The following is a 13,411-nucleotide window of genomic DNA, read 5'->3' as shown; positions in this document are numbered from 1 at the left end:
TACCGAGAGGGAACACATGAGTACCGGCACCATCGACACGTCCGACCACCTGGGCGAGCCACCGGCGAAGGCGCCCTCGACGGGCGTGGCACCGACCGGGGCGGCCCCGTCGCGCACCGACAAGCTGGCCCCCGGCCACTTCCGCGCCATCGCGCTGCTCATGGCGAGCGCGTTCACGGTGATCCTGAACGAGACGACCATGTCGGTGGCGCTCCCGCCCATCATGGACGAGCTGGGGGTCACCGCGACGGTCGGCCAGTGGCTCACCACGGCGTTCCTGCTGACGATGGCCGTCGTCATCCCGGCGACCGGGTTCCTCATCAACCGGCTCGGCACGCGCGGTGCCTACCTGCTGGCGATGGCGCTGTTCACCGTCGGAACCGCTCTGGCGATGCTCGCCCCGGGCTTCGCGATCCTCGTGACGGGTCGCGTGGTGCAGGCGACCGGCACGGCGATCATGATGCCGCTGCTCATGACGACCATCATGACCATCGTCCCGCCGCACATGCGCGGCCGGGTGATGGGCAACGTCGGCCTCGTCATCGCGGCGGCCCCGGCCCTCGGCCCGACCCTGTCGGGCGTGATCCTGGAACCGCTGGGCTGGCGCGGCGTGTTCGGCGTCGTGCTGCCCATCGCGGTGCTCTCGCTCGTCGCCGGCCTGCTGTGGATCCGCGACGTGTCCGACAAGGACAAGCACCACCTCGACCCGGTCTCCCTGCTCCTCGCGCTCGTGGCGTTCGGCGGGCTCGTGTGGGGCCTGTCCGGTCTCGGCGAGGGTGCGCACGCGAGTGCGGGCACGCTGAACCCGTGGATCCCGCTGAGCGCCGGACTGGTGTTCCTGGGTCTGTTCGTGTGGCGGCAGCTCGTGCGGCAGCGCACCAACTCCGCGCTGCTCGACCTGCGCACGTTCCTCCACAGCAACTTCCGGGTGGCCATCGGCATCATGTCGGTCTCGATGCTCGCCATGCTCGGCACCCTGATCGTGCTGCCGCTGGTGCTGCAGGACGCGATGGGTCTGACGCCGCTCCAGTCCGGCCTCATCGTGCTGCCCGGCGGACTCGCCATGGGTCTGCTGGGCCCGGTCGTCGGCCGCTGGTACGACAAGGTCGGGCCGCGTCCGCTCCTCGTGCCGGGCACCGTGCTCGTCACCGTCGGGATCGGCCTGCTCGCGTTCCTCCACCCCGGCACCTCGCCGTTCTACGTGCTCGGCGCGCACATCCTGCTCAGCCTGGGCCTGTCCGCGGTGTTCACGCCGCTGTTCAGCTCCGCGCTCGGGGTGCTGGAGCCGCACCAGTACTCGCACGGTTCGGCCACGATCAACACGGTGCAGCAGGTCGCCGGAGCAGCCGGGATCGCGCTGTTCGTGGCCATCATGACCCTCCGGTCGGACTCCCTGGCCGAGACGGGTGTGTCCGCCGCCGACGCCATGACCAGCGGAGCCGGCCTGGCCTTCGGGATCGGCGCGGGCGTGATGGCCCTGACCATCGGCCTGGCGACGCTGATCAAGCGCCCTGAGTCCGACGGCGAGTTCCAGGGCGGTCACTGACACGCTGCGGCCGAGACGCGAGGGCAGGAGCCGGGGCACCGGTTCCTGCCCTTCGTCGTACCCGGGCGCGTATCAGCGGTCGAAGAGGCGGCCGAGCAAGCTCTTCTTCTCCTCGCGAGCGATGCGGGTGACGCCGATCGGCTCCAGGCCGCGCAGCTCGAGCAGCCGGTTCGCCACGGAGACGGCATCCGTCAGCGCCGGCGGACGGGCGCGGTCGGGCACCAGACCGGCCGCCTTGAGCGTGTCGGGCACGGCCCCCGCGTCGAGCCGCTCCGTCCACCCGGCCGGGTCGAGGCTCAGGAACTCGTCCCGCGTCAGGTCGACCGTCTGGTCGGTTGCGCCTCCCCGCTGCTCGGTGCCGTCGAGAACGACCTGCCGCCCCACGAGCAGCGCCGCCAGGCTCTCCGCCCGGTACACGGCCCCGGCATGCCGCTCGTGATCGAGGAACACGACCTGCCCGATGTGCCCGTTCGCGGCCGGCGCCAGGTCGGTGGCGTAGACGTTCCCCGCGCCGTCCGTCCCCACGGGAAACCAGAGCGGTGACCCGATGACGGCCTGCACCCTGCGCGCGGGGTCCTCCGGCGCCATCGTGTCCGCGTCGGCGGTCCAGGTGTCGAAGCGGGCAGCGGGCAAGAACGCCTCGCGCAGCAGGCCGTCGCCGAGCGGCACGATCTCGAACCCACCGAACAGCCCGTCCTCTCTGCCGAGCCTCAGGCTGCCCGAGCCCGCCGTGGCATACAGGGCACGCACCTCGTCGGGCAGAGAGACGCCACCGGGCAGGCTCACCTCGGCCGCGGCGAGCTCGTCGGGCACCGCGCCGACCGCCTCCGGCATCCGGTCGGCGACCACGCGCGCCACCGCGTCCGGATCGGCCGACGGGGCCACGGTGGCGTTCGGCGCCGGGACGATCGTCGCCCGGTACTGCATCGGCAGGGCGCCCGGCTCCAGCACCACCTCGAGCACCGGAGCGGCCGGCCCGGAGACGACGGCGGGCGGCAGCGCGAACAGCTCGACCGCGTCGTCGGCGGGGCGGGCAGCGGCGCAGACCCGTACGAGCCGCTCGGCATCGGGTGTGAGCTCGGCGATCGTGCGCAGCGCGTCGTCGAGGTCGGCCTTCGGCCCGCGCCCTCCGGACCGTGCCGCCTCGCGGGCGAGCGCGCGATGGTGGTCGCGGCGGGCATCGGCGTCGCCGTCGTCCAGGTAGCTGCCCTGCCACGCCCCGCGACCGACGGTGCCGACGAACTCGCTGGCTTCGGTGGCGGGCGGCGCGGAGCGCCGCAGCGCGTCGACGAACGGTTCCCAGGTCTGCCATTCGGTGAGGCTCACCAGGCACATGATGCCGTCTTGTGCCTAGGCGTGTCGGGTCGACGTTCCGTAGACTTCCAGCCATGGCCGAGGTGCGGGTCTTTGCTGGTACCGGAGGTCAGCGCTTCGCTCACGAGATGTGCGCTGATCTCGACGTCGCGCTGAGCCCGATCAAGATCCAGCGTTTCGCGAACGACTGCCTGCAGGTCCAGCTCCTGGAGAACTGCCGTGAGCGCGACGTCTACCTGGTGCAGTCGGTCGTGCGTCCCGCACAGGAGAGCCTGATGGAGCTCCTGTTGATGGTCGACGCCGCCAAGGGCGCGTCGGCGGCCCGGATCACCGCCGTCATGCCGCACTTCGCGTACGCGCGCTCCGACAAGAAGGACGCGCCGCGCATCTCGCTCGGCGGCCGCCTCGTCGCGGACCTGCTGGAGACCGCCGGCGTGAACCGGATCCTCACGATGACACTGCACGCGCCACAGGTGCACGCCTTCTTCCGGGTGCCGACCGATCAGCTCAACGCACTGCGTGAGCTGGCCGCCCACTTCCTGCCGAGCGACCTGTCCAAAGCCACGGTGGTCTCTCCGGACCTGGGCAACGCGAAGAGCGCCTCGGCCTTCGCCAAGATGCTCGGCATCCCGGTCGCCGCGGCCGCCAAGGAGCGCTTCGACGGCGACAGGGTCGAGATCACGTCCCTGATCGGCGACGTGACCGGCCGCGACATCATCGTGCTGGACGACGAGATCGCCAACGGGTCCACGATCATCGCCATCCTCGACCTGCTGCGCGAGCACGGCGCACGCACCGTGCGGATCGCCTGCACGCACGGCATCTTCGCCAACGACGCGGTCCACCGCATCGCCGCCGATCCCGACGTCGTCGAGATCGTCACCACGAACACCGTGCCGACGGCGGGGCTGCTGGCGCACGACAAGCTGACCGTGATCAGCGTGGCGCCGGCGTTCGCCGAGGCGGTGCGCCGGATCCACAGCGGTGAGTCGGTCAGTGCCCTCTTCGACCCGACGCACGTCTGACTGTCCACCGGTGCGGCGTCAGCCCCGCTCGGCCCACCACTTCTTCAGCTCCTCGGTCGCCACGTCCTGACCCAGCGGGCCCTTCTCCATGCGGAGGCTCAGCAGGTACTTGTACGCCTCGCCGACCTGGCGCGACGGCGAGATCCCGAGGATCTCCATGATCTGCGTGCCGTCCAGGTCAGGGCGGATCGAGTCGATCTCCTCCTGCTCACGCAGCGCGGCGATGCGGTTCTCGAGGTCTGTGTACGCGTCGGACAGCCGCTGGGCCTTCCGCTTGTTGCGGGTGGTCGAGTCGGCGCGGGTGAGCCGGTGCAGCCGCTCGAGGAGCGGGCCAGCGTCGGTCACGTAACGGCGGACCGCGGAGTCGGTCCATGTGCCGTCGCCGTACCCGTGGAACCGGAGGTGCAGCTCCACGAGTCGCGACACGTCCTTGACCACCTGCTTCTCGAACTTGAGCGCCTTGAGCCGCTTGGCGGTGAGCTTGGCACCGACCACCTCGTGGTGGTGAAAGCTCACGCCGCCGCCCGGTTCGAAACGGCGGGTGGCCGGCTTGCCGATGTCGTGCAGCAGCGATGCCAGTCGCAGCACCAGGTCCGGGGCGGGCACCGCGCCGTCCGGTCCGGTCTCCTGCGCGATCGCCTGCTCCAGCACGGTGAGCGAGTGCTGGTAGACGTCCTTGTGCCGATGGTGCTCGTCGATCTCGAGCTGGAGCGCCGGCAGCTCGGGCAGCACCTGCTCGGCGAGGCCCGTGTCGACCAGTACCTCGAGGCCCGCGCGCGGGTTGTCGCTCAGGAGCAGCTTGGTGATCTCCGCCTGCACTCGCTCTGCCGACACGATCTGGATGCGCTGTGCCATGGCCACCAGCGCGGCGAGCGTTCCTTGTTCCACGTGAAACGAGAGCTGGGCGGCGAACCGCGCGGCGCGCATCATGCGCAGGGGGTCGTCGTCGAACGAGCGCTCTGGTGCGATGGGGGTGCGCAGCACACCGGCCGCGAGGTCGCTCAGCCCGTTGAACGGGTCCACGAAGGTGAGGTCGGGTACGCGGACCGCCATCGCGTTCACGGTGAAGTCCCGGCGGGACAGGTCGCCGTCGAGCGTGTCCCCGAACTCGACGAGCGGCTTGCGCGACGCGGGGTCGTACTTGTCGGTGCGGTAGGTCGTTACCTCGACGACGACGTCTCCCCTGCGCGCGCCGATGGTGCCGAACTCCCGACCGATGTCCCAGTGGGCGTCGCCCCAGCGCGCGAGGATCTTCTGCGTCTGGCTCGGCGAGGCCGACGTCGCGAAGTCGAGGTCGTTGCTCGCACGGCCGAGGAACGCGTCCCGCACCGGGCCGCCGACCAGGGAGAGCTCGTGACCGGCGGTACGGAACTGGTCGCCCAGCTCGAGCGCGGCGGGCGCCATCTCGGTCAGCACGCCGAGTGCGCGCCGCAACAGATCCTGCTCAGGGGTAGACACAGCCCAAGATTCTCCCAGACGTGACCGGACAGCACGCACCGACGCACTCCGTGCCCGAAACCGCCCACCCACCCTGACCGGACCCACCGTGCTCAGTCGGTAGTGTTGGGGCATGTCCACCCCTGTTCCGGCGAGCGACCGTCCAGACGGTCGTCCGGAGGTGCCCACGCCTCCCGGCGGAGCGCCCTTGCGGGTGAATCCTGCCCGCCGAGCCGCTACGACGAGCAGCCCGGCGCACCTGCCCATCGTGGACGAGACGTCCGCGGGCGGCCTCGTGCTACGGGGCGGGTCCGAGCGTCCCGAGGACTTCAGCGCCGCAGTGCTGCTGCGCCGGAACCGCACCGGCCGGCTCGAGTGGTGCCTGCCCAAGGGACACCTCGAGGGCCGCGAGACGCCGCAGGAAGCGGCGATCCGGGAGATCCACGAGGAGACCGGGATCCGCGGCTCCATCCAGGCGGAGCTCGGCGTGATCGACTACTGGTTCACCGGTGAGGACCGGCGAGTCCACAAGGTGGTGCACCATTACCTCTTGCGCGCGGAGGGCGGTCGCCTGACCGTGGAGGACGATCCGGACGGCGAAGCCGAGGACGCTCTCTGGGTCAGGGTCGACGAGCTCGCCGAACGCCTGTCGTACCCGAACGAGCAGCGACTGGCCGCTGCCGCCCTGGACCTCCTCGTGTCGTCGAGAAGTCTCCGGGACGCGCTGCGCGCTGACGCCTTCCCCACGGAGCGCCCCGACCTGCCATGACGCAGCACCCCGACATCTCCCGCAGTTCCGCTCCCCGTCCGGCGGCCCGCCGCACCGGCAAGATTGGCGCAGTGGTCCTCGCGGCCGTGCTGCTCGTCGGGTCGGCCGCCGTACCGGCGAGCGCGGACGCACCGTCCACGAGCCGCGCCCCAGCACCCACCGGCGCCGTGGTCGAGGCCGTCCCGGCGACCGCTTCCGAGCAGGGCGCGCTCGACGTCTCGGTCATCAAGATCTCGCACCCGGTCGCGCGGCCGGGCGACGAGGTGACCATCCGGGCGCGCGTCACCAACAACACCGGTGCCAAGGTGTCCGGGACGGTGGCCCAGCTGACCGTCGACTTCCTCGCACTCACCTCCCGTGAGCAGATCGCCGCCTGGTCCGACGCCGACCTGCTCGACCCGGTGCTCGGCGACCCCATCGAGGAATCGGTACCTCCGCTGGCGCCCGGTGCCTCCACGAACGTCTCGTTCACCTACGACCCACGCGTCCCGGCCCTGCAGGGATTCGGTCCTCGCCGGCTCGCGGTGAGCGTCAACGACGCCACGGGGCGCCTGGGCATCGCCCGCACGTTCCTGATGTACGACGCCGACGGCGCCGACCGGTCGCCCATGCGGCTCAGTGTCCTGGCCGCCGTGACCAGTCCCGCGACGGACCCTTCCGATCCGGACGCGGCGCAGATCGAGCTGGCGCAGCAGGCGGCCGAGGGCCAGCGCCTCGACGGGGTGCTGACTGTCGCGGAGAGCACGGACCTGTCGCTCGCGATCGACCCCAACGTGATGGGCAGGGCGACCAGGTCGGACGACCCTGCCCTCACGGAATGGTCCGACCGGATGCTCGCCGCCGCCGAGAAGACGGCCACCTACACGCTCCCCAACCACGACCTGGATCTCGCCGCGCTCGCGCACACCGAGATGTTCGCCAGGGGGCCTCGAAGCTTCGTGCGCGCCCCTCGTACCCCGCAGTGGCCGATCCCCGAGAGCTGGAACCAGGAGCTCGCCTGGCCGGCCGACGACGCGGTACCTGACATCGAGACGCTCGACCTCGCCGTGGCCATGGGCAGGCCGAACGTCGTGGTCGGTGGAGGCGGGCTGGCCTACGAAGGGTTCGGCACCGTCACCGGCCGTGCGGACGTCGAGACGCCGTCCGGCACCGCGCGCACCGCCGTCACCGACACGTCGCTGACCCAGACCTACGTCTCGGCGACCGACCTGTCCGGCGTCGGATCCGGGTCCGGGAGCACCACCGACTCGGCGGCGGACGCCACGACCGCCGCCACCGCAGCGGAAGGTGCCCAGCGCCTGCTCGCGGACACGGCAGCGATCGTGAGCCAGTCCCCCACCACTCCGCCCACGGTGTCGATCGTGGCTCCCCGCAGCTGGACGCCCGACGCCGAGGCGGCGATCTCCATCCTCAAGACGGTCGACGAAGCGGGCTGGGTCGACACCACGACGATCGACACCCTGTTCCAGCAGGATCCGCAGAACGAGGGCCGCACTCCCCTGCCGGCGCACCACGTCGCCAAGTCGGAGATCAGCCCCAACGACGTGGCGGCCCTCGAGCAGGCTCGCGACGCCGTCGTCACCTTCTCGGCCGTCGCCGGCGCGAACCAGGGCGATATCTGGCGCCCCGGCGTCGTCCGCCTGATCGCACCGCTGTCGGTCGCACAGCGGCAGGACCCGGGCCGCCGGTCCTCGATCGTCCAGCAGGTCCTCCAGGACACGAACGAGCTGACGCACGAGTCCATCACGGTCGTCCCTCGTCAGGACATCAACTTCATCACCGACGTGGGGAACATCCCGGTCCGTGTCCGCAACGGGCTCGACCTGGACACGACGGTCACGGTGGTGCTCCGCCCCGACCACCCGCGGCTCACGGTCGACGCCCGCCGCGTCGCCACCGTCCCGGCAGGCCAGGAGGTAGACGTCCAGGTCCCGGTGCGCGCCATCGGCTCCGGCGACGTCGAGGTCACCACGCAGATCCTGACACCCACCGGCGCCAAGATCACCGACGACTCGTCGTTCCAGGTGCGCGTCCGCGCGGGCTGGGAGGAGGTCGGCACCTGGATCGCCGCCGGTCTGGTCGCGCTGCTGTTCCTGGCCGGAATCTGGCGTACCGTGCGCCGCGGGAAGTCCCCGTACCGTGCCACCAGCAAGGACGTCGAGGAGGCCACCGGGACGGCGGCCGAGGCCGTGGAGTCGCCCCCGACCACCTCGGCGAGCTCCGTGGCCGTCCCGGCGGAGTAATGTTTCGGCCGCCGCACCTGTCGGCGGAACCACGCCGGGCAAGGCCCAGACCACGGGAGTAGTCGCTTGACCCAGGAGAACACCGTGACCGTACCGACCGACCCCGCCTCGGACCCCAGCTCCGAGGCCGCGAGCGGTCCGGGCGAGTCCGCAACCCCGCCGTCGGCCCGCGGCCTGGGCCGCAACTCGCTGGTGATGGCGGCGGGCACCGCCGCCTCCCGTCTTGGCGGCCTGGTCCGCAACATGATGCTGGTGGCAGCCATCGGCTCGGCGGGCACGGTCGCCAACGCGTTCGACGTCGCGAACAAGCTGCCCAACGTGCTGTTCGCGATCCTCGCCGGCGGCATGCTGAACGCCGTGCTGGTCCCGCAGATCGTCAAGGCCTTCCGCGCGCACAACGCGCAGGAGCGCATCGACAAGCTCCTGACGATCTCGGCCGTCGGCATCCTCGCGATCACCGCCGTCCTGACCGGGGCGTCGGCGTGGGTCGTCATGCTCTACACCGACGGCTGGACCGCCGAACAGCTCGCGCTGGGCACCGTGTTCGCGTACTGGTGCATCCCCCAGCTGTTCTTCTACGGCCTCTACACGCTGCTGGGCCAGGTGCTCAACGCCCGGGAGCAGTTCGGGCCGTTCATGTGGGCGCCGGTAGCCAACAACGTGGTCTCCGTCATCGGGTTCGGCGTGTTCCTCGTCGTGTTCGGCTCCGCTCCGGAGCTGGGGATCAACGACCTGTCCGAGTGGGACACCCCGCGCACGATCGTGCTGGCGGCCACCGCCACGCTCGGCATCGTCGCGCAGGCCCTGGTCCTGCTGGTCCCGCTGCTGCGCTCCGGTTTCCGCTGGAACTTCCGGCTCGGGCTGCGCGGCATCGGGCTGCGCTCCGCCGGGTCCGTCGCCATCTGGACGTTCGCCGCCGTGGTGCTGGAGCAGGCGGGCGTCCTCTACCTGACCCGGGTCGCCTCGGAGGCCGGTGCCGCCGGGGGCCCGGGCGTCGAGTTCGCCGGTAACGCCGCGTACACGCAGGCGCTCCTGATCTACCTGCTGCCACACTCCCTGGTCACGGTCTCCATCGCGACGGCCCTGTTCACCGGGATCAGCAAGGCCGCACAGGAGGGCGACACCGACCGCGTCCGTGCCGATCTCTCGCTGGGCCTGCGCACCATCGGCGTCTTCACGGTGTTCGCCACCGCCGCGCTCACCGTCCTGGCGGCGCCGGCCACGGCGTTCATCGTGCCGACGGCCGGGGAGGAGGGCACCGCACTCATCGCTCCCGTGCTCGTTGCCCTGTCGTTCGGCCTCGTTCCGCTCGGCGCGATGGCGCTCATGAAGTGGGTCTACTACGCCTACGAGGACGGCCGCTCGGTCTTTCTGATCACCGTGCCGTCGACGTTCGCCCTGGTGGGCGGGCTGGTCGCCGCACAGATCTGGCTGGCTCCGCAGTACTGGGTGGTCGCGGCGGGCGGGGCGTACGCCCTGTCCAACTGGATCACGGTCCTCCTGCGCACCGGAGGTCTCCGGACCAAGCTCGGTGGACGGCTCGACGGCGGGCGGGTGCTGGCTCTGCACGCCAAGACCCTTCTCGCCGCCTGCGTCTCCGGTGCCGCCGGGTGGGGCGTGTACAGCTGGGTCGGCGGGTTCGAGGCGCTCTCGTTCGGTAGCGGCTGGGTGCTGACCATGCTCAGCGGCCTGTGGGTGACGGCGCTCTGCGGCCTGGTCATGGTCCTGGTCTACGTGCTGCTGCTCCGGCTGTTCCGGGTCCGTGAGCTCGACCGCCTGCTCGGCCCGGTGCTCGCGCGGTTCAAGCGCTGACGCGCCCCGCCGTCGGGCCGCGCTGGTTCGCGGTTCGGTTGCGGAGGAACGACATTTCGGCGGCTTGTCGGCGGTTCCGCGTAGCATGGCGACGGTGCGTGATCCATGCGGTCACGTACCTGCTACTGTCCCCCGACCGAGCGAGGAGGTCCGCGTGAGCACCGTCGAGCCAGGCAGCGTGCTGGTCGAGAGATACAGACTGCGCCAGCAGGCGTCCACCGACCTTGCCGCGGCCACCGCCTGGGAGGCGCACGACCTGGTCCTGGACCGTGAGGTCCGCGTGACCCTCGTGACCGGGCCTTATGCGGGCGATGCTCTCGACTCCGCCCGGCGCGCGGCCCTGGTCACGGACCCGCGCCTCGTCCGGGTGCTCGACGCGGGTACCGACGCGGACGGTCACAGGTACATCGTCACCGAGCCGCACACGGGCACCACGCTGACCGAGATCGTCTCGAGCGGGCTGGTGGACGAGCAGCAGGCCCGGGCGATCGTCGGCGAGGCCGCTTCGGCACTCGGCATGGCGCGGGCCCGCGGTGTCCACCACACCGCGCTGCGCCCCGAGGCGGTCCGGGTGGACGGACATGCCGTCCGGGTCACCGGGCTGGGCCTCGACGGCGGCCTCGCCTCCGGTGACACGCTGAACGGCAAGCCGGCGCAGCTCGACGCCCAGGGGCTCGTGGCCCTGCTCTACTACGCGATGACGGCACGCTGGCCGGGACAGGACCTCGAGGCCGGCTGGATCGCGAAGGACACCCTGATCCCGCTGCCCGCGCAGCTCGACGACTCCGGCGCCGTGGCGCCGCTGTCCACGCTGGTTCCCCACGTGGACGCCGACATCGATGCCCTGGTGAGCCGGACGTTCAACGCGTCCGGCGGTACCGACGGACCGATGAACCCCGACGATGTGACCACGGCCCTGGCGCCGTGGGGAGAGGTTTCCGTAGTGGCATCGCTGCCTGGATTTGTGCAGCCCGAGCCGGAGGGCCCGCGGCGGCAGTCCATCGCCGACGCTTTCGGGGGCGAGGGCACACCGCCCGCACGACGCCCCGTCACCGGCCGGATCGCACGCAACGACGAGACGATGGCGATGGGAGCGGGCGGCGTGCCCGCCGGCTACCCCGAGCCGCAGAACGAGTACACGTACGAGCCGCAGGCGTACGGCGGGCACGCCCCCGTGCCTCCGCCCCCGCAGGCGGGTGCCCCGGTCGGCTACGACCAGTTCGGGCAGCCCGCCGGGCAGGGTCAGCCCGGGTACGACCAGGCTCAGTACGCGCATGCTCAGTATCCGCAGGAGGGTGCGCCGCAGCAGTACCCGCCGCAGTACGCCCCTGGCGGGTACGACCCGAACGGTGGCTACTACGAGCAGGACGGTGGGTTCGCCACCCAGCCCGCGCCCAAGCGCGGCGGCGTCAACCCGACTCCGATCGTCCTCGGCCTCGTCGGCGTCGCCGTCGTGGCGGGTCTGATCTGGGCGATCAACTCGGTCCTCGCGCCGACGCCCGACGTCATCGCCGACGCGTCCCCGACGCCGACGGTGAGCGCCTCAGCGGGCGGCGAGGACGAGACCGAGGGCAGCACGGCTCCGTCACCGCCCGCCGAGACGGAGGCGCGGCCCGTCATCGACTCCGCCGCGCTCCTGGGCACGCTCGACTGGGAGGGTCAGACGATCGACCACCCGGAGAAGGTGGAGCTCGCCTACGACACCGACCCGGCCACCTTCTACTTCACCACCACGTACCAGCAGGCGGCCTTCGGTGGATTCAAGGACTCGCTGGGCATGGAGCTGCGGCTGCGCGAGCCCGCGTCGGTCACCAAGGTGGAGCTGCTGACCAACACCCCCGGCGGCAAGGTGCAGATCCTGAAGGGCGGCGCCGGCGGTGAGGTGCTCGCCGAGGGCACCTTCGCCGAGACGACGACGTTCGAGCTGACCGAGCCGGTGGTGAGCAACGCGTTCACCATCTGGATCACGGAGCTGCCGCAGGTCTCCGACGGATTCCGGCTGGAGCTGAACGAGGTAGTGCTCAGCTAGGACGGGGTCAGCCGAAGCACGGGGGCGCGACGGCGCCGATCGTTCCCGTGGTAGCACCCGCTACCACGCGAGCCTCGGCGCTGTCGCGCCCCTGATCCGCGTCGCCTGCCCATGCATCGATGCCTGTCGATATTATGTGGCGAGACTCACCCCTGCGATCGCGCCGCGGTCGCCATCGGCTGGAACACTGGGACGCGCTCGCGTGTTGTCGCGTGTGCCCATGGAAATCGAGGAGATCGCCTTGACCGAACAGACCACCGCTCCGGCTGCCGGGACAACCGACGCCCCCGTGCTCGACGTCGTCATCGTGGGGTCCGGCCCCGCGGGATATACCGCAGCCATCTACGCGGCGCGCGCAGGCCTCGCGCCCGTCGTCGTCGCGGGCTCGGTCACTGCCGGCGGCGCTCTGATGAACACCACCGAGGTCGAGAACTTCCCCGGGTTCCCCGCGGGGATCCAGGGTCCCGACATGATGGACGCCATGCGCGAGCAGGCCGAGAAGTTCGGCGCGCAGGTCGTCTGGGACGACGCGGAGCAGGTCGAGCTCACCGGTGACGTCAAGACGATCGTGACCGGCGGCGGCGACACCTACCGTGCCCGCTCGGTCATCCTCGCCACCGGCTCCGCGTACCGCGAGCTGGGCCTCTCGGACGAGAAGCGGCTCTCCGGTCGTGGCGTCTCGTGGTGCGCCACCTGCGACGGCTTCTTCTTCCGCGACCAGGACATCGCCGTGGTGGGCGGCGGCGACTCCGCGATGGAGGAGGCCACGTTCCTCACCCGGTTCGCCTCCAAGGTCACCGTGGTGCACCGCCGCGACGGCCTGCGGGCCTCGAAGATCATGGCAGAGCGTGCCATCGCGGACCCGAAGATCGAGTTCGCGTGGAACAGCGAGATCGCCGGCATCACCGGCGAGAACAAGGTCTCGGGTATCAGCCTGCGCGACACGGTCACCGGCGAGGTCCGCGAGCTGGACGCGACCGGCCTGTTCGTCGCGATCGGCCACGAGCCCCGCACCGACCTGGTCAAGGGCCAGGTCGACCTGGACGAGAACGGCTACATCCTCGTGGAGGGCCGTAGCACTCGGACCAATCTCCCCGGCGTCTTCGCCTGCGGCGACGCCGTCGACCACACGTACCGCCAGGCGATCACTGCCGCCGGCTCGGGCTGCTCAGCGGCTCTCGACGCTCAGGCGTTCCTCGACTCGCTGAACGACTGACCGCTCGGTCGGCCGCCACG

Annotated in this window: 9 protein-coding genes; 7 read left to right on the top strand and 2 right to left on the bottom strand. The window is 71.1% G+C overall.

Going from position 1 to position 13,411, the window contains the following annotated elements:
* Positions 1-16 precede the first annotated feature (16 nt).
* Entirely contained in the window at positions 17-1,546 is a 1,530-nt protein-coding gene (locus ACYVK7_RS17440; protein ID WP_460888992.1) for an MDR family MFS transporter, read from the top strand.
* 72 nt (positions 1,547-1,618) lie between these two features.
* On the opposite strand, the gene ACYVK7_RS17435 is transcribed toward ACYVK7_RS17440, so the two are convergent.
* Positions 1,619-2,872, bottom strand: a complete 1,254-nt coding sequence (locus ACYVK7_RS17435) for an SMI1/KNR4 family protein (protein ID WP_460888991.1) — start codon at positions 2,870-2,872, stop codon at positions 1,619-1,621.
* 62 nt (positions 2,873-2,934) lie between these two features.
* Here ACYVK7_RS17435 and ACYVK7_RS17430 point away from each other — a divergent pair, with 62 nt between their 5' ends.
* Positions 2,935-3,885, top strand: coding sequence for a ribose-phosphate diphosphokinase (locus tag ACYVK7_RS17430; RefSeq protein WP_460888990.1), 951 nt, complete (start codon positions 2,935-2,937; stop codon positions 3,883-3,885).
* An 18-nt stretch (positions 3,886-3,903) separates the two neighbouring features.
* Here ACYVK7_RS17430 and ACYVK7_RS17425 read toward each other — a convergent pair whose 3' ends face one another.
* The gene (locus ACYVK7_RS17425) at positions 3,904-5,343 is read right to left on the bottom strand and encodes a CCA tRNA nucleotidyltransferase (protein WP_460888989.1); all 1,440 of its coding nucleotides are present in this window, start codon (positions 5,341-5,343) and stop codon (positions 3,904-3,906) included.
* Positions 5,344-5,455: 112 nt separating this feature from the next.
* Here ACYVK7_RS17425 and ACYVK7_RS17420 point away from each other — a divergent pair, with 112 nt between their 5' ends.
* From ACYVK7_RS17420 to trxB, 5 genes are all read left to right on the top strand, one after another.
* Positions 5,456-6,091: an NUDIX hydrolase gene (locus tag ACYVK7_RS17420; RefSeq protein WP_460888988.1), complete on the top strand. Its 636-nt coding sequence runs from the start codon at positions 5,456-5,458 to the stop codon at positions 6,089-6,091.
* On the top strand, positions 6,088-8,334 hold the full coding sequence (locus ACYVK7_RS17415; RefSeq protein WP_460888987.1) for a DUF6049 family protein: 2,247 nt from the start codon (positions 6,088-6,090) through the stop codon (positions 8,332-8,334). Before ACYVK7_RS17420 ends, ACYVK7_RS17415 begins: the two co-directional genes overlap by 4 nt.
* A gap of 84 nt (positions 8,335-8,418) precedes the next feature.
* The gene (murJ, locus tag ACYVK7_RS17410) at positions 8,419-10,146 is read left to right on the top strand and encodes a murein biosynthesis integral membrane protein MurJ (protein WP_460888986.1); all 1,728 of its coding nucleotides are present in this window, start codon (positions 8,419-8,421) and stop codon (positions 10,144-10,146) included.
* A 154-nt stretch (positions 10,147-10,300) separates the two neighbouring features.
* Positions 10,301-12,175, top strand: coding sequence for a protein kinase family protein (locus tag ACYVK7_RS17405; protein ID WP_460888985.1), 1,875 nt, complete (start codon positions 10,301-10,303; stop codon positions 12,173-12,175).
* A 220-nt stretch (positions 12,176-12,395) separates the two neighbouring features.
* Positions 12,396-13,391: a thioredoxin-disulfide reductase gene (gene trxB / locus ACYVK7_RS17400; RefSeq protein WP_460888984.1), complete on the top strand. Its 996-nt coding sequence runs from the start codon at positions 12,396-12,398 to the stop codon at positions 13,389-13,391.
* Positions 13,392-13,411: the final 20 nt, after the last annotated feature.

Source organism: Promicromonospora xylanilytica (genome assembly GCF_054782895.1).
The sequence above is the reverse complement of the archived record's forward strand: the minus strand, read 5'-3'. Positions and strand labels throughout refer to the sequence as shown.